Origin of the sequence: Pseudomonas sp. Marseille-P9899, from assembly GCF_903166565.1 — a bacterium.
GTDB classification, from domain to species: Bacteria; Pseudomonadota; Gammaproteobacteria; order Pseudomonadales; family Pseudomonadaceae; genus Aquipseudomonas; species Aquipseudomonas huaxiensis.
The window spans coordinates 1,053,681-1,075,322 of record NZ_CAESCG010000002.1 but is presented as its reverse complement, the minus strand read 5'-3'; the positions used below and the strand labels follow the sequence as shown (position 1 = coordinate 1,075,322).

General features: G+C 61.4%; 16 protein-coding genes. 8 read left to right on the top strand and 8 right to left on the bottom strand.

The genetic code is table 11. From position 1 onward, the window contains the following. Position 1: 1 nt before the first annotated feature. From HWV67_RS14220 to HWV67_RS14205, 4 genes are all read right to left on the bottom strand, one after another. Positions 2-2,251, bottom strand: a complete 2,250-nt coding sequence (locus HWV67_RS14220) for an Orn/Lys/Arg decarboxylase N-terminal domain-containing protein (protein WP_175651675.1) — start codon at positions 2,249-2,251, stop codon at positions 2-4. Positions 2,252-2,338: 87 nt separating this feature from the next. Then, entirely contained in the window at positions 2,339-3,079 is a 741-nt protein-coding gene (dnaQ, locus tag HWV67_RS14215; protein ID WP_256680134.1) for a DNA polymerase III subunit epsilon, read from the bottom strand. Positions 3,080-3,170: 91 nt separating this feature from the next. Then, the gene (rnhA, locus tag HWV67_RS14210) at positions 3,171-3,617 is read right to left on the bottom strand and encodes a ribonuclease HI (RefSeq protein WP_175651673.1); all 447 of its coding nucleotides are present in this window, start codon (positions 3,615-3,617) and stop codon (positions 3,171-3,173) included. Between the two features lie 8 nt (positions 3,618-3,625). Then, positions 3,626-4,408, bottom strand: a complete 783-nt coding sequence (locus tag HWV67_RS14205) for a class I SAM-dependent methyltransferase (protein ID WP_095159217.1) — start codon at positions 4,406-4,408, stop codon at positions 3,626-3,628. Positions 4,409-4,487: 79 nt separating this feature from the next. Here HWV67_RS14205 and gloB point away from each other — a divergent pair, with 79 nt between their 5' ends. The 8 genes from gloB (at position 4,488) to fabI (ending at position 15,120) form a co-directional block, all read left to right on the top strand. Beyond that, positions 4,488-5,267: a hydroxyacylglutathione hydrolase gene (gloB, locus tag HWV67_RS14200; RefSeq protein WP_175651672.1), complete on the top strand. Its 780-nt coding sequence runs from the start codon at positions 4,488-4,490 to the stop codon at positions 5,265-5,267. 100 nt (positions 5,268-5,367) lie between these two features. Then, positions 5,368-6,798, top strand: coding sequence for a transglycosylase SLT domain-containing protein (locus HWV67_RS14195; protein WP_175651671.1), 1,431 nt, complete (start codon positions 5,368-5,370; stop codon positions 6,796-6,798). 119 nt (positions 6,799-6,917) lie between these two features. Beyond that, the gene (locus tag HWV67_RS14190) at positions 6,918-8,747 is read left to right on the top strand and encodes an extracellular solute-binding protein (protein ID WP_175651670.1); all 1,830 of its coding nucleotides are present in this window, start codon (positions 6,918-6,920) and stop codon (positions 8,745-8,747) included. Next, positions 8,744-10,597: an extracellular solute-binding protein gene (locus tag HWV67_RS14185; protein ID WP_175651669.1), complete on the top strand. Its 1,854-nt coding sequence runs from the start codon at positions 8,744-8,746 to the stop codon at positions 10,595-10,597. The genes HWV67_RS14190 and HWV67_RS14185 overlap by 4 nt, the downstream gene beginning before the upstream one ends. A gap of 1 nt (position 10,598) precedes the next feature. Then, a complete protein-coding gene (locus HWV67_RS14180; protein WP_095159213.1) occupies positions 10,599-11,672 on the top strand; it encodes a microcin C ABC transporter permease YejB in 1,074 nt (357 codons plus the stop codon). A 1-nt stretch (position 11,673) separates the two neighbouring features. Beyond that, positions 11,674-12,693: an ABC transporter permease gene (locus HWV67_RS14175; protein ID WP_095159212.1), complete on the top strand. Its 1,020-nt coding sequence runs from the start codon at positions 11,674-11,676 to the stop codon at positions 12,691-12,693. A 1-nt stretch (position 12,694) separates the two neighbouring features. Next, complete coding sequence (locus HWV67_RS14170; RefSeq protein ID WP_175651668.1) at positions 12,695-14,311, top strand: ABC transporter ATP-binding protein; 1,617 nt, start codon at positions 12,695-12,697, stop codon at positions 14,309-14,311. A 14-nt stretch (positions 14,312-14,325) separates the two neighbouring features. Beyond that, positions 14,326-15,120 (top strand): enoyl-ACP reductase FabI, encoded by a 795-nt coding sequence (gene fabI, locus HWV67_RS14165; protein WP_095159210.1) that lies wholly within the window; start codon positions 14,326-14,328, stop codon positions 15,118-15,120. A gap of 134 nt (positions 15,121-15,254) precedes the next feature. Here the strand turns inward: fabI and HWV67_RS14160 are convergent, their stop codons facing one another. The 4 genes from HWV67_RS14160 to clpX form a co-directional block, all read right to left on the bottom strand. Beyond that, on the bottom strand, positions 15,255-17,126 hold the full coding sequence (locus HWV67_RS14160; RefSeq protein WP_175651667.1) for a SurA N-terminal domain-containing protein: 1,872 nt from the start codon (positions 17,124-17,126) through the stop codon (positions 15,255-15,257). Positions 17,127-17,317: 191 nt separating this feature from the next. Further along, the gene (locus HWV67_RS14155) at positions 17,318-17,590 is read right to left on the bottom strand and encodes an HU family DNA-binding protein (RefSeq protein WP_175651666.1); all 273 of its coding nucleotides are present in this window, start codon (positions 17,588-17,590) and stop codon (positions 17,318-17,320) included. Between the two features lie 147 nt (positions 17,591-17,737). Continuing rightward, positions 17,738-20,134 (bottom strand): endopeptidase La, encoded by a 2,397-nt coding sequence (gene lon / locus HWV67_RS14150; protein ID WP_095159207.1) that lies wholly within the window; start codon positions 20,132-20,134, stop codon positions 17,738-17,740. Between the two features lie 152 nt (positions 20,135-20,286). After that, a complete protein-coding gene (gene clpX / locus HWV67_RS14145) occupies positions 20,287-21,570 on the bottom strand; it encodes an ATP-dependent Clp protease ATP-binding subunit ClpX (RefSeq protein ID WP_095159206.1) in 1,284 nt (427 codons plus the stop codon). Positions 21,571-21,642 lie beyond the last annotated feature (72 nt).

Genomic DNA, 21,642 nt, shown 5'->3' with positions numbered 1-21,642 from the left:
GCTACTCCTTGACGCAGTCCACGGTGTAGACGCGACCCTCCTCCTGTTGCTGCAAGCCGTGCACATCGGCAACGAAGCCGGGAAAACCGCTGTCGAACGCCCGGGCAAAGGCCAGATAGTCGACGATCGAGCGGGTTTCTTCGGTGAAACGCTCACCCGGCATGATCAGCGGAATGCCCGGCGGATAAGGCACCAGCATCACCGCAGCAATACGCCCTAACAATTGATCGATGGGCACCGCCTCGACGTCTCCGCGAACCAGCTTGTCGTAGGCGTCGGCAGGCTTCATCGCCACTTCCGGCAGACGGGTGTAGAGGCGCTTGAGCTGTTTGGCGGTGGCGTTGCTGCGGTAGCAGGCGTGCAGTTGATCGCAGAGGTCGCGCAGGCCCATGCCGCGGTAGCGCTGCGGATCCTGCGCGGCGACACAGGGCAGGCTTTGCAGCAGGTCGGTGTTGGCGTCGTAGTTGCGCTTGAACTCCAGCAACTCAGTGAGCAGCGTGCTCCACTTGCCCTTGGTGATACCCATGGAGAACAGCACCAGGAAGGAATACAGCCCGGTCTTCTCCACCACCAACCCGCGCTCCCAGAGAAACTTGCTGACCACCGCAGCGGGAATACCCTGGCGATCGAGGCTGCCGCCCGCATCCAGACCAGGCATGACCAGCGTCACCTTGATCGGATCGAGCAGCACATAGTCCTCGCTGACATCGCCAAACCCGTGCCACTGCGCCTGGGGTTCGAGCAACCAGTCCTCGGTGGCGATGCGGTGAATCCCTTCGACCCGCGGCGGCTGCCAGACGCTGAACCACCAGTCCTGCGCATCAATGTGTTCACGCAAATTGGCCAGGGCCCGGCGAAAACTCAGCGCCTCATCGAACATTTCCTGGAGCAGCGAACGACCCGCCGGACCCTCCATCATTGCCGAGGACACGTCCAGCGAGGCGAGGATGCTGTACTGCGGCGAGGTGGAGATATGCATCATGAAGGCTTCGTTGAAGCGATCGCGATCCAGTTGCCGGCTGCCGCCGTTCTGCACATGGATCATCGACGCCTGGCTGAAAGCCGCCAGCAGCTTGTGGGTTGAGTGGGTGCTGAACACCAGCGGGCTGTCGGCGCCGCGCGATGTGCCCATGGCGTAGCGCCCGGCAAAGAATTCATGGAAGGCCGCATAGGCATACCAGGCCTCGTCGAAGTGCAGCACGTCAACGCTACTGCCAAGCGTCTGCTTGATCAGTTCGGCGTTGTAGCACAGGCCGTCATAGGTGGAGTTGGTCACCACCGCCATCTTCACCCGCGGCTCGCGCCCACGGGCCAGCGGGTTGGCGAGGATCTTCGCGCGGATCGACTCGGCGCTGAACTCGCTGAGCGGAATCGGCCCGATGATGCCCAGTTCATTGCGCTCCGGGCACAAGTACAACGGAATGGCGCCGGTCATGATGATCGCATGCAACACCGACTTGTGGCAGTTGCGATCCACCAGCACCAGATCGTCGCGACCGACCATGGAATGCCAGACGATTTTGTTCGCGGTCGACGTGCCGTTGATCACGAAGAAGGTATGGTCGGCGCCGAAATTACGCGCCGCGCGGGCCTCCGCCTCCGCCAAGGGGCCGGTGTGATCCAGCAGGGAACCCAACTCCGGCACCGATACCGAGAGGTCCGAGCGCAGGGTATTTTCCCCAAAGAACTGATGAAACGCCTGCCCCACCGGACTCTTGCGGTAGGCCACACCGCCACCGTGCCCCGGGGTATGCCAGGAATAGTTGGACTGGGCCGTGTGTTGCACCAGCGCCTTGAAAAACGGCGGCAGCAGACCGTCCAGGTAATTGTGTGCCGCCCGCGCGACCTGGCGGGCGAGAAAGGGCACGGTGTCTTCGAACAGGTAGAGAATGCCGCGCAACTGGTTCAGTTCGCTCATGGCATCGGCCGGGGCATTTTCCAGGGTGACCTGCTCACCGAGGGCAAAGATCGGCAAATGCGGCGCACGTGAGCGGGCCAGTCGAATCAGCTCGACCATGTTCTGCAGCAGGTGGGTGTTTTCGCCAGCCCCTTCGGCGGCGATCAGCATGCAAGCGAGGCCATGATGGGTCGCGGCTACCAGCCGGCCTTCGGCGTAATCGGTGGCGCTGAGGATTGTGAAACCGTCTTGCGCGAGCTCCTGAGCGATGCCACGCACGCGGTCGCCGGCCACGGTGTCGGCCTTGATGTCACGATGAACGATAAGAACGGGGAACTTGAGGTCCTTGTACATGGGCGGCGCTACCTTCTTCCTGCGACAGGCCCCGTGGGCCGTTCATTTCAGGGTAGAAGGTTGCCGCCATGACGCGCGGAAAATGCCTCAGTTGGCCTCGGCCAGTTGCTGCCAGAGGGCGGGGCCGCCCGCTGACTTTGCGACGGCGCCAAGACGCGCCACGTGGCCTTCCAGCTCAGCGGCACTGGCGCGGATGATTCGTCCTGCCTGGCGTGTAGCCGGCAAACGACGAATCTCGCTGCCCTGGTCAGACCCGCCCTCGCCTTCCCCATCGTGACCCGCCAGCGAAAGGCTGGTCTGGCCACCGGTCATGGTCAGGAAGACATCGGCGAGCAACTCGGAGTCGAGCAACGCGCCGTGCAGTTCACGGCCCGAGTTGTCGACGCCGTAGCGTTTGCAAAGCGCGTCGAGGCTGTTGCGCTGACCCGGGTGGCGACCACGCGCCATCACCAGGGTGTCGAGGATTTCGCAATGCTGGGAAATGTCGGCGCGGTCTTGCTGGCCGAGCAGGGCGAATTCGTTGTTGATGAAGCCAACGTCGAACGCCGCGTTGTGGATGATCAGCCGCGCACCCTGGATGAACTCGAAGAATTCGTCGGCGACTTCGGCGAAGCGCGGTTTGTCCTTGAGGAATTCGTCGGTGATACCGTGGACGCCGATGGCGCCCTCGTCGCTGTCACGGTCCGCCTGCAGGTAAACGTGGAAGTGACGCCCGGTCAGCCGCCGGCCAACCAGTTCGACGCAGCCGATCTCGATGATCCGGTGACCGTCGGTGACCGGCATACCGGTGGTCTCGGTATCGAGGACGACCGACCTGTTGTTTTGCAAATCCACGTCGGTGATCTCCTGCCGTGTTGCTCAAAGCGGCGAATCTTACCCCACCTTCGCCGTCGCGTCCCGGATTCATCGGCGGAGCGTGTCAGCGAACGCCGCGCACCTCGTCAACGCCGCGGTTGGCCAACTGATCGGCACGCTCGTTGCCGTGATGACCGATATGCCCGCGAACCCATTGCCAGGTGACCTTGTGCCGGTTGACCTGCTCATCGAGCAGTTGCCAGAGGTCGGCGTTCTTCACCGGCTCCTTGGCAGCGGTCTTCCAGCCGCGCTTCTTCCAGTTGGTCATCCACTCGGTGATGCCCTTCATGACGTACTGCGAGTCGGTCACCAGCAGTACCTCGCATTCACGACGCAATGCCTCCAGGCCCTTGATCGCCGCCATCAATTCCATGCGGTTGTTGGTGGTGTCGCGCTCGCCACCCCAGAGCTCTTTCTCGACGCCCTTGCAAACCATCAGGACGCCCCAGCCGCCAGGGCCAGGATTGCCCTTGCAGGCGCCATCGGTGTAGATCTCGACGCTATCGCTCATGTACAGCCTTATTCATCGTTGAAGGTTCTGCCTTCAGGGTGGGGAGACTGGCGGTTGACCTTGGCCAGCGGCAGCGGCAGCAGCTTGCCCATCGGTTCGCGACGCGCCTGGCGCAGGGGCCGCAAGCCGACCACCATTTTGCGCGCCACCAGCAGATAGACCCCGCCCCCGGCACTCTGCCAGCGCCCGGCAACGCGTTCCCACCCCGCCAACCGGGTTTGCCAGGCTGGAGAAGCAAGCGGCGGACGATAGCACCCGAAACGGCGTTTCTCCAGCGCGAAACCCAGCAGGTTAAGCCAGTCGCCAACCCGCGAAGGCGAGATGCAGCGCGCCTTGCGCAATGCATCATGAGCGAACACCCGGCGCATGCCCCAACTGCTCCAGGGATTGATCCCGACGATCAGCAAGTGACCGCCAGGACGCACGCTGCTCGCCGCTTCACGCAGCAGGCCGTGGGGCGACAGGCAGAAATCCAGCCCGTGCTGCAACACGACAACATCAGCGGCATGCTCGCTGAGCGGCCAGGCCTGTTCCTCACAGACGATCTCCACTCCGGGCAGCGGCGCGCCGAGACGAACATTACGCTGCACCTGCGGCGCGGTCGGCGGCGGCTCGGCACTGGGCCCGTAGTGCACCAGGTAGCCACCGAAATAGCGCCCCAGTTCTTCCTCCAGCAGGCGTTGCTCCTCCTTGAGCATCAGTTGCCCCAAGGGCCCGGCGAACCAGTCACGGGCTTGGCTGATCAGTTCGAGCCACTCCGGATCGGCCTGGGCGAAGGCTTGATCGGTCATTGCAATCTCCCTGGAAGGTTCTCGACAGAGCACATAGCTACTAAGATGCACCCTTGTCCCACGTTTGGCGAATCGCTCGATGATACAGATAGAAGCCTTGCCCGCTTTCAGCGACAACTACATCTGGTTGTTGCAGGATCCCGCCAGTCGTCGCTGCGCGGTGGTCGACCCGGGCGACGCGGCACCCGTGCTGGCCTGGCTGGAAAGCCATCCGGACTGGCGCCTTGAGGACATCCTCATCACCCACCATCACCATGACCATGTTGGCGGTGTCGAAGCATTGAAGGCCGCCACTGGCGCGCGGGTCTGCGGGCCGGCCCACGAGCAAATCCCGGCCCGCGACGTGGCCCTGGAGGACAATGCCGAGGTCCAGGTGCTGGGCGTGGACTTCCTGGTATTCGCGGTATCCGGCCACACCCTCGGACACATTGCATATTTCACCGAGCGCACGCCAACGCCCCTTCTGTTCAGCGGCGACACGCTATTCGCCGCCGGCTGCGGCCGGATGTTCGAAGGCACGCCGGTGCAAATGCACGGCTCGCTGCAACGGTTGGCGGCGCTGCCTGAGGCGACCCTCGTCTTCTGCGCTCATGAATACACCTTGAGCAACCTGCGCTTCGCTCGCGCCGTTGAGCCGGAAAACCCGCATGTTGCCCAGCGATTCGAGGAAGTTACCCGCTTGCGTGCGGAAAATCGCATCACGTTGCCATCAACCATCGCGCTGGAAAGGCTCACCAACCCCTTTTTACGCACCGGGGAAACATCCGTTAAAGAAAAAGCAGACGAACGGACAGGGGCTATAAACCCTACGCCAAGTGCTGTTTTTGCTGGCTTGCGGGCCTGGAAGGATACGTTCTAAGGATTGCCGCTTGATGACCGTACAGTTCTGAAAGGTTGACCGAGTGTGGGCCGCTTTCTAGAATCGCCCGACATTTTCGCCCGGAACTTTATCCCAGCCAATGTCGTCCACTTGCCGCAGAACCTTCAAAACCGTCGCCCTGACGCGCCTGGCACAGGCCATCGCGCTCGGCCTGTCAGCCACTCTCGTGGGCTGCCAGAGCACCAGTCAAATGGGCGACGCCGAAAGCGTTCGCATGCACGTCCAGCCTCGTATCAAGCAAAAGCCTGTGTTCGTCCAGGCCAAGCCGGTCGAGCAGGCGCCGCAGGACGTCTGGGAGCGCATTCGCCAGGGCTTCCAGTTGCAGGACGACATCAACGTCAACCCGCGCATCGAGCAGCAGCGCCTGTGGTTCGCCAGCAACCCGACCTTCCTCGAAACCGCGGGTGATCGCGGCAGCCTCTACATCCACTACATCGTCGAACGCCTCGAAGAGCGCGACATGCCGCTGGAACTGGCACTGCTGCCAGCCATCGAGAGCGCCTACAACCCCATGGCCTACTCTCGCGCCCACGCTGTCGGGCTATGGCAGTTCATTCCGTCCACCGGGCGCCACTACAACCTGCGTCAAACCAACTTCTACGACGGCCGTCGCGACATCACCGCGTCGACCAACGCCGCCCTCGACTACCTGGGCCGCCTGCATGACATGTTCAACGGTGACTGGCTACTGGCCCTGGCGGCCTACAACGCCGGTGAAGGCACCGTCAGCCGGGCCATCGAGCGCAACGAGCGCCTCGGCCTGCCCACCGACTACTGGAACCTGCCCCTGCCCCAGGAAACCCGCGACTACGTGCCCAAGCTGCTGGCCCTGTCGCAAGTGGTCCTGACCCCGCAGGCCTACGGCGTGAACCTCAACCCGATCGCCAACGAACCGTATTTCGAAGCCGTCGCGATCAAGGACCGTGTTGACCTGTCACGGGTCGCGGCCCTGGCCGAGATCGACGAAGACGAACTGTTCCAGCTCAACCCGGCCTTCAAGAAGCGCATGACCGTGGACGGTCCGCAGCAACTGCTGGTGCCCACTGCCAAGGCGCAGTTACTCACCACCAGCCTGTCGAACATGAGACCCGAAGAACTGCTCACCCTGCGGCCGAAGTCCGCAGTGTTCGAAGCCGCCCTGGCGGAAGCCTCGGCACCGGCCCGCAGCACCCGCTACCGGGTCAAGCGCGGCGACAGCCTGGGCAGCATCGCCAAGGCCAACCGCGTCAGCGTCAACGACCTGCAGCGCTGGAACAAGCTCAGCGGCAACCGCCTCAAGCCCGGCCAGACCCTGGTCATGCAGGGCGTTCAGCCCGCCACCACGGTCGCCTCACTCTCCGCCGCTGATGCGAAAAAACGCGCCACCCAGTACAAGGTTCGCAAGGGTGACTCGCTGTATCTGGTCGCCAAACGCTTCAACGTGGAAATGCAGCACCTCAAGCGTTGGAACCCACGCAGCGGCCAGGCGCTGAAGCCCGGCCAGACCCTCACCGTCTATCTGCCTCATTAAGTGGAACGCACCGCCATGGAGCGGTGCGTTGACGTCTGGGGATGCGCCCTTTTTCCTGCTGATACAAGCTGTTACTGTAGGGACAATAAAGCCCAAGCCGCCTGGATCGGATCGCCGACTTGATACGTCCCCTCCTGCTGTCACTCAGCCTGGCCTTGAGCTTTCCCGCGGGCGCGACCATCACCGAAAGTCACGGTTACGCCCAGTTCGGCACGCTCAAGTACCCTGCCAAATTCACCCACTTCGACTGGGTCAACCCGCAAGCTCCCAAGGGAGGCACCTTGCGGGCCATGGCATTCGGCACCTTCGATACGCTCAACCCCTACACCTTCAAGGGCAGCAGTCCGGTAACCACGCCGAACTTCCTGCAATACGGGGTCAGTGAGCTCAACGAAACCCTTATGGTCGGCACCGGCCAGTACGACCCGTCCGGTGATGAAGCAACGTCCAGCTACGGCCTGATCGCCCGCTCGGTGGAGTACAGCGAGGACCGCAGCTGGGTGGTGTTCAACCTGCGCCCCGAAGCCCGGTTTCACGATGGCAGCCCCATCACCGCGGCAGACGTTGCGTTCTCCTACCGCACCCTGCTCAAGGACGGTCACCCGATCTACCGCACCAACCTTCAGGAAGTGCAGCGGGTCGACATTCTCAACCCGCAGCGCATTCGCTTCGTCTTCAAGCGCGCCGGCAACCCCTTGCTGATCCTGCGCCTGGGCGAGATGCCGGTGCTCGCCCAGCACTATTGGAAAGGACGCGACTTCAAGGCCACTACCTTTGAGCCGCCGCTGGGCAGCGGCCCCTATCGCATCACCCAGGTGCAGCCGGGGCGACGCCTGGTGTTCGAGCGGGTCAAGGATTGGTGGGGCAAGGACCTCGCCGTCAACCGCGGCAAGTACAACTTCGACCGAGTGGAGTACGAGTTCTACCGCGATAGCGATGTGGCCTTCGAAGCCTTCAAGGCCGGCGAATTCGATATCTATATCGAGCACCAGGCGAAAAACTGGGCCAACGGCTACAACTTCCCGGCCGTGCGCCGTGGCGAGGTCATCCAGGCGCAGATCAAGCACCAGATCCCGACCCAGACCCAAGGCCTGTTCATGAACAGCCGCCGCGCCGCCTTCGCCGACCGCCGCGTGCGCCAGGCGCTGGGCCTGATGCTGGATTTCGAATGGACCAACCGCGCGCTGTTCAGCAACGCCTATCGACGCGCCACCAGCTTCTACCCCAACAGCGAATTCAGCGCCGAAGGTCTGCCGGTGGGCAAGGAATGGCTGCTGCTGGCGCCCTACCGCGACCAGCTTCCCGCCGCGCTGCTGACCCAGCCCTACAGCGTCAGCCGCACCGACGGCCGAGGCATCGGCCGCGACAACCTGCGCCAGGCCCTGGATTTACTCGGCCAGGCTGGCTGGAAGCTGTCCGGCCAGCGCCTGCTCAACAGCAACGGCCAACCGCTGAAAATTGAAATCCTGCTGGTCAACCCGAACCTGGAACGCATCCTCCAGCCCTACGTGGAAAACCTCGCCAGCATCGGCATCGACGCACGCCTGCGCACAGTCGACCGCGCCCAGTACAAGCAGCGACTGGACCAGTTCGACTTCGACATGATTCTGATGACCCTGACCCAGACCCTCAGCCCGGGCCTGGAACAGTGGCAGTACTTTCACTCCAGCCAGGCGACGACCAAAGGCAGCAAGAACTACGCTGGCGTGAGCAGCCCGGTGGTCGACCACCTGCTCGAAGCCCTGCTTGCCGCCCAGAGCCGCGATGACCAGGTGGCCGCCGCCCGCGCCCTGGACCGCGTACTGCTCTGGCAGCACTACATGATTCCCAACTGGTATCTCGACTATCACCGCCTGGCCTACCGCAACCGGTTCGCCTTCGTCGCCACGCCGCCCTACACCCTCGGGCTGAATAGTTGGTGGCTCACGCCTTCGGAGAACGCCCAATGATGCCAATGCCTCGTCTGCGCCAGTTGTTCGGCGGCCTGCTGCTGGCCAGCCTGAGCCTGTCGACCCTGGCCGCGCCGCAGCACGCCGTGACCCTGTACAACGAAGCGCCGAAGTACCCGGCCAACTTCAAGCATTTCGACTACGTAAACCCCGACGCCCCCAAGGGCGGCACGTTCCGCCAGAACGGCTTTGGCGGCTTCGACAGCCTCAACCCGTTCATCAGCAAGGGCGTCCCGGCGGACAACATCGAGCTGATCTACGACACCCTCGCCCGCGCCAGCCTTGACGAACCCTTCACCGAATACGGACTGGTCGCACGACAGATCGAGAAAGCCCCGGACAACAGTTGGGTACGCTTCTACCTGCGCCCCGAAGCCCGCTTTCACGACGGCAAGCCGATCCGCGCAGAAGATGTCGTGTTCACCTTCAACACCCTGATCAAGAACGGCGCCCCCATGTATCGCGGCTACTACGCCGACGTGGCCGAAGTCGTCGCCGAAGACCCGCTGCGGGTGCTGTTCAAGTTCAAGCACAGCAACAACCGCGAGCTGCCGCTGATCCTCGGCCAACTGCCCGTCCTGCCGAAACACTGGTGGGAAGGCCGCGATTTCACCAAGAGCGGCCTGGAAGTCCCGGTTGGCAGCGGTCCGTACCGTGTCGCCGACGTAAAAGCCGGCCGCACGATCCGCCTGGTGCGCGACAAGGACTACTGGGGCAAGGACCTGCCCATCAACCGCGGCTTCTACAACTTCGACACCATCACCGTCGACTACTTCCGCGACAACACCGTCGCCCTCGAAGCGCTCAAGGCCGGCCAGTTCGATTACTGGTTCGAAACCAGCGCGAAGAACTGGGCTACCGCCTACAACATTCCAGCGGTGCGGGAAAAACGCCTGATCCGCGAAGAAATCCTCAACGGCACTCCGACCGGCATGCAGGGCTTCGTCTTCAACCTGCGCCGCCCGGTATTCCAGGATGTGCGGGTTCGCCAGGCACTGAGCCTGCTGCTGGACTTCGAGTGGACCAACAAGCAACTGTTCAACGGCGCCTACACCCGCACCGGCAGCTACTTCGAGAACTCCGAAATGGCCGCCAGCGGCCTGCCGGGTCCGGAAGAGCTGAAAATCCTTGAGCCGCTGCGTGGGAAAGTCCCCGAACAGGTGTTCAGCGAAGCCTTCAAGAATCCGGTAACTGACGGCAGCGGGATGATCCGCGAACAGCAGCGCCAGGCCTACAAGCTGCTGCAGGAAGCCGGCTGGCGTATCGAGAACGACAAGATGGTCGATGCCCAGGGCAAGCCGCTGACCATCGAATTCCTGTTGGCGCAGACCGAGTTCGAACGCATCCTGCTGCCCTACAAACGCAATCTCGCCGACCTCGGCATCACCCTGAACATTCGCCGGGTCGACGTCGCGGAATACATCAACCGCCTGCGCTCGCGGGACTTCGACATGATCGTCGGCGGCTTCCCGCAGTCCAACTCGCCGGGCAACGAACAACGTGAGTTCTGGCAGAGCAGCAGCGCCGACAACCCCGGCAGCCGCAACTTCATGGGGCTCAAGGACCCTGCCGTCGACAGCCTGGTGGAGTCGCTGATCAACGCCGATTCGCGGCAGAGCCTGGTCGCTCACACCCGCGCCCTTGATCGCGTGCTGCTGTGGGGCTTCTACGTTGTCCCCAACTGGCACATCAAGACCTGGCGCGTGGCGTACTGGAACCATATCGGCCACCCGGAAACGCCGCCCAAGTACGATATCGGCATCACGACCTGGTGGATCAAGCCAGAGGTGAAGCCGGCCATCCCGGTCACACCGCCGAGCGATGCGGCATCCGCGAACGGGGAGCAGTGACATGCTGGCTTACATCCTGCGGCGCCTGCTGCTGATCATTCCCACCCTGCTCGGCATCCTGATCATCAACTTCGTCATCATCCAGGCCGCACCCGGCGGCCCGGTAGAACAGATGATCGCCAAGCTCGAAGGCTTCGAGGGCGCCACCAGCCGCATCGCCGGTGGCGGCGCGGAAGTGTCGGTTGCCGGCTCCAACTACCGCGGCGCGCAGGGCCTCGACCCCGCCCTGATCCAGGAAATCGAGCGCATGTACGGCTTCGACAAGCCGGCGCCGGAACGCCTGTGGATCATGATCAAGAACTACGCTCGCCTGGACTTCGGCGACAGCTTCTTCCGCGACGCCAAGGTGGTCGACCTGATCGCCGAGAAGATGCCGGTGTCCATTTCCCTCGGGCTGTGGAGCACGCTGATCATGTACCTGGTGTCGATCCCCCTGGGCATCGCCAAGGCCACCCGCCACGGCAGCCACTTCGACGTCTGGACCAGTTCGGCGATCATCGTCGGCTACGCCATTCCCGCGTTCCTGTTCGCCATCCTGCTGATCGTCGTGTTCGCCGGCGGCAGCTACCTGGACTGGTTCCCGCTACGGGGGCTGACGTCGAGCAACTTCGACGAGCTGAGCACCACCGGCAAGATCATCGATTACTTCTGGCACCTGGCACTGCCGGTCACTGCGCTGGTCATCGGCAACTTCGCCACTATGACCCTGCTGACCAAGAACAGCTTCCTCGACGAGATCAACAAGCAGTACGTGGTCACCGCCAAGGCCAAGGGCCTGACGCCGAACCGCGTGCTCTATGGCCATGTGTTCCGCAACGCCATGCTGCTGGTGATCGCCGGCTTCCCTTCGGCCTTCATCGGCATCTTCTTCACCGGCTCTCTGCTGGTCGAGGTGATCTTCTCCCTCGACGGCCTGGGCCTGATGAGCTTCGAGGCCGCCATCAACCGCGATTACCCGGTGGTGTTCGGCACACTGTTCATCTTCACCCTGCTCGGCCTGGTGGTGAAACTGATCGGCGACCTGACGTACACCCTGGTCGACCCACGTATCGACTTCGAAAGCCGGGAGCAATGAGATGAACCTGTCCCCTCTCAATCGCCGCCGCTTCGAGCGCTTCAAGGCCAACCGCCGCGGCTGGTGGTCACTGTGGCTGTTCCTGATCCTGTTCGGGCTGAGCCTCGGCGCCGAGCTGATCGCCAACGACAAACCGCTGGTCGTGCGCTACGACGGCGAGTTCTATTTCCCGGCGTTCAAGCGCTATCCGGAAACCACCTTCGGCGGCGAATTCCCACTGGAAGCCAACTACAAGAGCCCGTACATCCGCGACCTGCTGGAGAAGAAGCAGAGCTGGGTGCTTTGGGCTCCGATCCCGTTCAGCTACCAGAGCATCAACTACGACCTGAAAGTCCCGGCGCCCGCCCCGCCGTCCGCGCAGAACTGGCTGGGCACCGACGACCAGGGCCGCGATGTGCTGGCGCGAGTGATCTACGGCTTCCGCATCTCGGTACTGTTCGCCCTGACGCTGACCATTCTCAGCTCCATCATCGGCGTGATTGCCGGTGCATTGCAGGGTTTCTATGGCGGCTGGGTGGACCTTGCCGGGCAGCGCTTCCTGGAAATCTGGTCAGGCCTGCCAGTGCTCTACCTGCTGATCATTCTCGCCAGCTTCGTCCAGCCCAACTTCTGGTGGTTGTTGGGGATCATGCTGCTGTTCTCCTGGATGAGCCTGGTGGACGTGGTCCGCGCCGAGTTCCTGCGCGGACGCAACCTGGAATATGTCCGCGCCGCGCGGGCGCTGGGCATGCAGAACGCCGCGATCATGTACCGGCACATCCTGCCCAACGCCATGGTCTCGACCATGACCTTCATGCCCTTCATTCTCACCGGCGCCATTGGCACCCTGACCGCACTGGACTTCCTTGGCTTCGGCCTGCCGGCCGGCTCGCCATCCCTCGGTGAGCTGGTGTCCCAGGGCAAGTCCAACCTGCAGGCGCCCTGGCTCGGTATCAGCGCCTTCGCCGTCCTGGCCGTGATGCTCAGCCTGCTGGTGTTCATCGGCGAGTCCGCCCGCGATGCCTTCGACCCGAGGAAATGAAATGAACAAGGACACCTTGATCGAAGTACGCGACCTTGCCGTCGAGTTCGTCACCGGCTCGCAGCAGCAACGGGTGGTGGAAAACATCAGTTTCGATATTCGCCGCGGCGAGACCCTCGCCCTGGTCGGCGAAAGCGGCTCGGGCAAGTCAGTCACCGCGCACTCGATCCTGCGCCTCTTGCCCTACCCGCTGGCTCGCCATCCCTCCGGCAGCATTCGCTACGAGGGCCAGGACCTGCTGCACCTGGACGAGAAAAAGATGCGCCACATCCGTGGCAACCGCATCGCGATGATCTTCCAGGAACCGATGACCTCGCTGAACCCGCTGCACAACATCGAGAAGCAGATCAACGAAGTGCTCATGCTGCACAAGGGGCTGCGCGGCAAGGAAGCGACCGCGCGGACCCTGGAATTGCTGGAGCTGGTCGGCATTCCCGAGCCGGCCAAGCGCCTCAAGGCCCTGCCCCACGAGCTGTCCGGCGGCCAACGGCAACGGGTGATGATCGCCATGGCCCTGGCCAACGAGCCGGAACTGCTGATCGCCGATGAACCGACCACCGCCCTGGACGTCACCGTCCAACTGAAAATCCTCGAATTGCTCAAGCGTTTGCAGGCAAAGCTGGGCATGGCGCTGTTACTGATCAGTCACGATTTGAACCTGGTGAAAAGAATTGCACACCGCGTATGTGTCATGCAGCGCGGTTGCATCGTCGAACAGGCGTCGTGTGACGAACTGTTTCGCGCTCCGCAGCATCCGTATACGCAAATGCTGCTCGGCGCCGAGCCTAGCGGCACGCCTGCCGCCAACCCGGTTGGCCCGCCGCTGCTGGAGGTCGAGGACCTGCGCGTCTGGTTCCCGATCAAGAAGGGGTTCCTGCGCAAGACCGTCGATTACGTCAAGGCAGTGGACGGCATCAACTTCAGCCTGCCTCAGGGTCAGACCCTGGGCATCGTGGGCGAAAGTGGTTCCGGCAAGTCTACGCTGGGTCTGGCGATCCTGCGGTTGATCGCCAGCAAGGGCGCCATCCGCTTCGAGGGCCAGGCCCTGGACGGCATGACGCAACAACAGGTGCGGCCGCTGCGGCGGCAGATGCAGGTGGTCTTCCAGGACCCCTTCGGCAGCCTGAGCCCGCGCATGTGCGTGGGGGACATCGTCGGAGAGGGCCTGCGCATTCATCGGATAGGCACGGAGGCGGAACAGGAAGAAGCCATCATGGAGGCACTGAGGGAAGTAGGTCTGGACCCGGAAACCCGGCACCGCTACCCTCACGAGTTTTCCGGAGGCCAGCGACAAAGGATTGCCATTGCCCGTGCACTGGTATTGAAACCGGCGCTGATACTACTGGACGAGCCCACTTCGGCGCTCGACCGGACCGTGCAGCGTCAGGTGGTGGAACTGCTGCGTGCGCTGCAGACCAAGTACAACCTGACTTACCTGTTCATCAGCCACGATCTGGCGGTGGTCAAGGTGCTGAGCCACCAACTGATGGTGGTCAAGCAGGGTCAGGTGGTGGAACAAGGTCCGGCTGCGGGTATTTTCGCCGAACCACAACATCCCTACACACAGCAGTTGCTGGAGGCCGCTTTCCTGGCTCCCACAGCTGTCGATATAACCTGAATGAGGAACAACACATGGGTTTTCTCGCTGGTAAGCGCGTACTGATCGTCGGTGTCGCAAGCAAGCTGTCCATCGCATCCGGCATCGCTGCCGCCATGCATCGCGAGGGTGCAGAACTCGCCTTCACCTACCAGAACGAAAAGCTCAAGGCCCGCGTCGAAGAGTTCGCCGCCGGCTGGGGCTCCAACCCAGAGCTGTGCTTCCCTTGTGACGTTGCCAACGATGACGACATCGCCAGCGTCTTCGAAGCACTGAGCAAGAAGTGGGACGGCCTGGACTGCATCGTGCACTCCGTAGGCTTCGCACCGGGCGACCAGCTCAACGGCGACTTCACCGAAGTCACCACCCGCGAAGGCTTCCGCATCGCCCACGACATCAGCGCCTACAGCTTCGTCGCCCTGGCCAAGGCCGGTCGTGAACTGATGAAAGGCCGCAACGGCAGCCTGCTGACCCTGTCGTACCTGGGCGCCGAGCGCACCATGCCGAACTACAACGTCATGGGCATGGCCAAAGCCAGCCTGGAAGCCGGTGTACGCTACCTGGCCGGCAGCCTCGGCCCGGAAGGCACCCGCGTCAACGCCATTTCCGCCGGCCCGATCCGCACCCTGGCGGCTTCCGGCATCAAGAGCTTCCGCAAAATGCTGGCTGCCAACGAAGCGCAAACCCCACTGCGCCGCAATGTCACCATCGAGGAAGTCGGCAACGCCGGCGCGTTCCTCTGCTCCGACCTGGCGTCGGGTGTCAGCGGTGAAATCATGTACGTGGACGGTGGCTTCAACACCACCGCCATGGGCGATATCTCGGAGTAATTCCCCGGGAACGGAAAAGGCCGCTAATGCGGCCTTTTCTTTTGCCCGTACATAACCACTCGGGGCACGCGCGGCATGTTCCGCAGACATGAAAAAGGCCGCATCAGCGGCCTTTTTCAATAACGCGACAGCACTCAGTAACGCGTGATTTCCGCGTTGGCTTCCAGCTGCTTGCGGTAAGCCGCGAAGTCCTGCTGGCCGGCACGGGAAGCGAGGTAGCGACGGTACTGGCCCTTCTCCTCTTCGCTCGCCGCAGTGCCTTCGTTGACGCCGTTCAGGCGCAGCACGACGACACTACCGTCAGCCAGGATGACGCTGGAGTAAACCGGCTTGTCCTTGGCCTCAGGCTTGCTCATGCGGAACAGCGCCTGCAGAGTAACCGGATCGATACCGTCCTGGCTGCGGGAGACCGCTTCCTGGACCTTCCACGCCTGACCGTCCTGCACCGGCTGGTAAGCGATCTTGCCATCGCTCAGGCCAGCCATCAGGGCCTCGGTCTTGGCTTTCAGCGCGGCAGTGGCCTGCTCGCGAGCCAGGTGAGCACGGATGGCATCGGAAACGGCTTCCAATGGCAGTTGCTCAGGCTTGCGGTGCTCCTTGGCACGGATAACCACGATGGTTTCCGGGTCCAGCTCGATAGCCGAGCTGTTGGAGCCCTCGTCCAGCACTTCCGGGCTGAACGCCGCCTGGATCACTTGACGATTGGCAGCAATGCCGTCGCCACCTTCACGGCCGAAAGGCTGCGAGGTCTGCACTTTCAAGCCCAGGTCCTGGGCCGGCTGGGCCAGGTCAGAGGCTTCGAACGCCGAGTCTTCCAGTTGCTTGGTGACTTCAACAAAGCGCTGCTCGACCTGCTGGGTCTTCAGCTCGCGGCTCAGCTTGTCCTTCAGACTGGCGAAGGTCGGCACTTCTGGCGCCTGCACATCCACCAGCTTGATCAGGTGGAAGCCGAACTCGGTACGCACAGGCGCGGAAACCTGACCCTTGTTCAACGCATACAGCGCGTCTTCGAAGGCTGGATCGTAGACGCCCTTGCCAGCGTAACCCAGGTCACCACCGCTGTTGGCCGAGCCAGGATCCTGCGAGAACTCTTTGGCCAGCGCCGCGAAGTCTTCACCCTTGGCCAGACGCTGCTGGATTTCTTCGATGCGGGCTTTGGCCTTGGCCTCGTCCTGCTTGTCGTTGACTTCCACCAGAATGTGCGCGGCATGGCGCTGTTCGGCGAGGTTGGCGATTTCTTTCTGGTACAGATCCTGAAGCTCGTTTTCGTCGACATTGACCTGGTCGAAGTACGCGGACTTCTTCAGCTCGATGTAGTCGATGACCACCTGGTCCGGGCTCATGAACTCCTTGGCGTGCTCGTCGTAATGCGCCTTGATCTGTTCATCGGTGACCTTGCTGGCTGCAGGGTCGGCCTTGAAGGTCAGCGAAGCGAAATCACGGGTCTGCTTTTCGAGGCGAGCGAACGCTTCAACTTGCGAGTCGGTAACGAAACCACTGCCCGCCAGACCAGCGCGCAGTTGGCCAATCAGCATTTCCTGAGCGAGCATTTCGCGGAACTGCAGACGGCCATAGCCCAGTTGGCGAATGACCTGATCGAAACGCTCGGGGCTGAACTTGCCGTCCGCCTGGAACTCGGGCGTTTGCAGGATCACCTGATCCAGCGCGGCTTCGGAGAAGGAGAACTTGGCATCGCGGGCGCCCTGAAGCAGCAGTTGCCGCTCGATCAAGCCCTTGAGCGCAGCTTCGCGCAGCATCTTGTCGTCAAGCAGGGAGGCGTCGAAGTCCTTGCCCAGTCGTTGCATCAGTTGCCGACGTTGCGTGTCGACAGCCTGGCTCAGCTCGTTCTGGCTGATGGTGTCACCGTTGACCTTGGCAGCATCCTTGTTGTGGTTGACGGCCTGGAAGATGGCGTCAAAGCCGGTCAGCGCCATCAGTACCACGATGACACCGATGATGGTCTTGGCAATCCAACCTTGTGAATTGTCCCTGATATTCTGCAGCATGCGTCCCCCAGAAACGGCTGTGTCAAAAGCACAACCGCGGAGCGTGGGTAGAGTCCTGATAGAAGAAAGGCGCATCCGGGGATGCGCCTTCTCGTAACGCGCGAAGCAGGCGAATTGTTGATCGCTCGTGCTTCACAAGCGGGCTGGCCGCGAGGGCCATTCCAGCCAGGCGAAAGCCTGAAGAGAACGTCTTAGTTGACGGCTTCTTTCAGCGCTTTGCCGGCCTTGAAGCCAGGCTTCTTGGCAGCAGCGATTTCCAGAGTCTTACCGGTTTGCGGGTTGCGGCCGGTACGAGCAGGACGATCGGTTACCGAGAAGGTACCGAAACCTACCAGAACCACCGAGTCACCAGCCTTCAGGGCGCCAGTGACAGATTCGATGACTGCATCCAGCGCACGGCCGGCAACAGCTTTCGGGATATCAGCAGATGCAGCGATAGCGTCAATCAGTTCCGACTTGTTCACTCTAAGTCCCCTTATATCTCTATTGAGTTTGTTTCTAACTATGTAATGGAAAAGCTTAAACAACTGCCGAGTGGCCTGTGACACTTAAGTGCCTTTTACGACAAGGACCTTGAAAACGGTCAGCGAGGCCACCCCGCTAAATACTTACTAATGTGTGCTGATTCGTTCCTTGGAATCACTGTCGCGTTTTTCATCCTTGGCGACAATCTCAGGAGCCACATCCGGCAAGGGCTCCGGGGCGTATTGCAGCGCAATTTGGAGGACTTCGTCAATCCATTTGACAGGTTTAATCTGAAGATCCTGCTTAATATTGTCAGGAATTTCTTTCAGATCACGCACGTTCTCTTCCGGAATGATGACTGTCTTGATTCCACCACGGTGAGCAGCGAGCAATTTCTCCTTCAAACCACCAATCGCCAACACCTGACCACGCAGCGTGATTTCACCTGTCATGGCGACATCAGCACGCACCGGAATCTGGGTCAGCGCGGAAACCAGGGCCGTGCACATGCCGACACCGGCACTCGGGCCATCTTTCGGCGTCGCGCCTTCAGGCATGTGGATATGGGTGTCGCGCTTCTCGTGGAAGTCCGCAGGAATCCCCAGGCTCTTCGCCCGGCTGCGAACCACGGTTTGCGCGGCGGTGATCGACTCGACCATCACATCACCCAGCGAACCGGTCTTGATCAGCTGACCTTTGCCCGGTACCACCGCAGCTTCGATAGTCAGCAACTCGCCGCCTACCTGGGTCCAGGCCAGCCCGGTGACCTGGCCTACCTGATCCTGCTGTTCGGCAAGGCCGTAACGGAACTTGCGCACACCCAGGAAGTGTTCCAGGCGGTCACTACCGACCTTGACCCCAACCTGTTTCTGCCCGGCGTGCTCCTTGACCACCTTGCGGCAGATCTTGGCAATCTGGCGCTCCAGGCCACGTACGCCGGCTTCGCGGGTGTAGTAGCGAACGATGTCGCGGATCGCCGCCACGTCGACTTCCAGCTCGGCCTTCTTCAGACCGTTGGCCTTGATCTGCTTCGGCAGCAGGTACTTGACCGCGATGTTGATCTTCTCGTCTTCGGTGTAGCCCGGCAGACGGATCACTTCCATCCGGTCGAGCAGCGCCGGCGGGATATTCATCGAGTTGGAGGTGCACAGGAACATCACATCGGAAAGGTCGTAGTCGACTTCCAGATAGTGGTCGTTGAAGTTGTGGTTCTGCTCGGGATCAAGCACTTCCAGCAAGGCGGAAGCCGGATCGCCACGCATGTCGCTACCCATCTTGTCGATTTCATCGAGCAGGAACAGCGGGTTGCGTACGCCAACCTTGGTCATCTTCTGGATCAGGCGGCCCGGCATCGAACCGATGTAGGTGCGACGGTGACCACGAATTTCAGCCTCGTCACGCACGCCACCCAGGGCCATGCGCACGAACTTGCGGTTGGTGGCGCTGGCAATGGACTCAGCCAGCGATGTCTTGCCGACACCGGGCGGACCCACCAGGCACAGCACAGGACCGCGAATTTTCTTCACGCGCTTCTGCACGGCGAGGTACTCGAGGATGCGTTCCTTGACCTCATCCAGCCCGTAGTGGTCGGCATCGAGAATTTCTTCGGCCTTGGCCAGGTCAAGACGGACCTTGCTCTGCGCCTTCCACGGCACTTGCACCAGCCAGTCGAGGTACGAACGCACCACGGTAGCCTCAGCCGACATCGGCGACATCTGCTTGAGCTTGTTCAGCTCGGCCTGAGCCTTGGTGTAGGCGTCTTTCGGCAGGCCCGCAGCCTCGAGGCGCTTCTTCAGTTCCTCGATTTCATTGTGGCCTTCGTCGCCATCACCCAGCTCTTTCTGAATGGCCTTCATCTGCTCATTCAGGTAGTACTCGCGCTGGCTGCGCTCCATCTGTTTCTTGACGCGGCCACGAATGCGCTTCTCGACCTGCAGCAGATCGATCTCGGCATCCAGCAACGCGAGCACGTGCTCAACGCGGGCGGCCAGGTCGATGATTTCGAGAATTTCCTGCTTCTGCTCGATCTTCAGCGCCATGTGGGCGGCCATGGTATCGACCAGGCGACCCGGCTCATCGATGCTGTTGAGCGACGACAGTACTTCAGCCGGCACCTTCTTGCCCAACTGCACATATTGTTCGAACTGGGAAAGCAGACTGCGGACGAAAACTTCGGACTCGCGATCAGCCGCATCGACCTCATCGATCAGGGCGACATCAGCGCGGATATGACCGTCTACCTCGACAAAGCGCTCGACCGAACCACGCTGCTCGCCTTCGACCAGCACCTTGACGGTGCCATCAGGCAGTTTCAGCAATTGGAGGACGGTAGCGATGGTGCCGACGCGATAGAGGGCGTCTTCACCCGGATCATCATCGGCGGGGTTCTTCTGAGCCAGCAAAAGGATTTGCTTCTCACCTGTCATCGCGGCCTCAAGGGCCTCGATCGACTTTTCACGTCCCACGAACAGCGGGATGACCATGTGCGGGTAAACAACGACATCGCGCAATGGCAAAAGAGGCAAGTCGAGGGTTGTCTTCATGATTTCGCCTCTACAGCGGCCATATGGCCGTAATCCGATGGAAATTTGAGCTTGGGGTTAATGTGGGGGCAGCCCCGGAAAAAAACAAGCTCTGCAACAGGAAAAGCAAAGGGGCCCGTAGGCCCCTTGCATGTTTCGCTGCGTTGCCGGACTCAGGCGTCTGGCGCGGCTTTGGCTTGCGGCTCGCTGTTCTCGTAGATCAGCAGCGGCTGCGAAGTACCCTCGATGACGCTCTCATCGATAACCACCTTGCTGACATCCTTCTGCGAAGGAATCTCGTACATGGTGTCGAGCAGAATGCCTTCCAGGATCGAACGCAGGCCACGAGCACCGGTCTTGCGCTCCAGTGCCTTGCGGGCAACCGATTTGAGCGCGTCGCTGCGGAACTCGAGGTCCACACCTTCCATCTCGAACAACTTGCCATATTGCTTGGTCAAGGCGTTCTTCGGCTCGGTCAGAATCTGCATCAATGCGGCTTCATCCAGCTCGTCAAGCGTTGCCAGGACTGGCAGACGACCGACGAACTCAGGAATCAGACCGAACTTGACCAGATCGTCCGGCTCGACTTCACGCAGCGACTCGCCAACCTTCTTGCCCTCTTCCTTGCTACGGACTTCAGCACCAAAGCCGATACCGCCGCGAGTAGAGCGCTGCTGGATGACCTTCTCCAGACCGGAGAATGCACCACCACAGATGAACAGGATGTTGCGCGTATCGACCTGCAGGAATTCCTGCTGCGGATGCTTGCGGCCACCTTGTGGTGGAACCGAAGCAACGGTGCCTTCGATCAGCTTGAGCAAGGCCTGCTGCACGCCTTCACCCGAAACATCACGAGTAATCGACGGGTTATCGGACTTGCGCGAAATCTTGTCGATTTCATCGATGTAGACAATACCCATCTGGGCTTTCTCTACGTCGTAATCACACTTTTGCAGCAACTTCTGAATAATGTTCTCAACGTCTTCGCCCACATAACCGGCTTCGGTCAGCGTGGTAGCGTCAGCGATGGTGAAGGGCACATTCAGCAGACGAGCGAGGGTTTCAGCGAGCAAGGTCTTGCCCGAACCCGTTGGGCCGATGAGCAGGATGTTGCTCTTGCCCAGTTCAACCTCGTCGCCCTTTTTGTCACGTTGATTCAGGCGCTTGTAGTGGTTGTATACCGCTACAGCCAGAACCTTTTTCGCACGCTCCTGACCAATGACGTACTGGTCCAGGATGCCGCTGATTTCTTTCGGCGAAGGCAATTTATGCGCACTGCTTTCGGCCTGGGCTTCCTGCACCTCCTCACGGATGATGTCATTGCACAGGTCGACGCACTCGTCGCAAATAAATACCGAGGGGCCGGCAATCAACTTGCGCACTTCATGCTGGCTTTTGCCGCAGAAGGAGCAATAGAGCAATTTGCCGTTGTCCTCGCCGTTACGGGTGTCAGTCATTCGATCGATCCAATCCGGTAGGCTTGCAACACAAGATGAAGGCAATTGCGGGCTTTTTCAAGTCCGCAGGTA

Coding starts and splice junctions, on each gene's coding strand:
- clpX (WP_095159206.1), bottom strand. CDS start 21,570: ATGACTGACACCCGTAACGGCGAGGACAACGGCAAATTGCTCTATTGC.
- HWV67_RS14185 (WP_175651669.1), top strand. CDS start 8,744: ATGATGCCAATGCCTCGTCTGCGCCAGTTGTTCGGCGGCCTGCTGCTG.
- HWV67_RS14195 (WP_175651671.1), top strand. CDS start 5,368: ATGTCGTCCACTTGCCGCAGAACCTTCAAAACCGTCGCCCTGACGCGC.
- lon (WP_095159207.1), bottom strand. CDS start 20,134: ATGAAGACAACCCTCGACTTGCCTCTTTTGCCATTGCGCGATGTCGTT.
- HWV67_RS14160 (WP_175651667.1), bottom strand. CDS start 17,126: ATGCTGCAGAATATCAGGGACAATTCACAAGGTTGGATTGCCAAGACC.
- HWV67_RS14170 (WP_175651668.1), top strand. CDS start 12,695: ATGAACAAGGACACCTTGATCGAAGTACGCGACCTTGCCGTCGAGTTC.
- HWV67_RS14180 (WP_095159213.1), top strand. CDS start 10,599: ATGCTGGCTTACATCCTGCGGCGCCTGCTGCTGATCATTCCCACCCTG.
- rnhA (WP_175651673.1), bottom strand. CDS start 3,617: ATGAGCGATAGCGTCGAGATCTACACCGATGGCGCCTGCAAGGGCAAT.
- fabI (WP_095159210.1), top strand. CDS start 14,326: ATGGGTTTTCTCGCTGGTAAGCGCGTACTGATCGTCGGTGTCGCAAGC.
- HWV67_RS14205 (WP_095159217.1), bottom strand. CDS start 4,408: ATGACCGATCAAGCCTTCGCCCAGGCCGATCCGGAGTGGCTCGAACTG.
- HWV67_RS14220 (WP_175651675.1), bottom strand. CDS start 2,251: ATGTACAAGGACCTCAAGTTCCCCGTTCTTATCGTTCATCGTGACATC.
- HWV67_RS14175 (WP_095159212.1), top strand. CDS start 11,674: ATGAACCTGTCCCCTCTCAATCGCCGCCGCTTCGAGCGCTTCAAGGCC.
- gloB (WP_175651672.1), top strand. CDS start 4,488: ATGATACAGATAGAAGCCTTGCCCGCTTTCAGCGACAACTACATCTGG.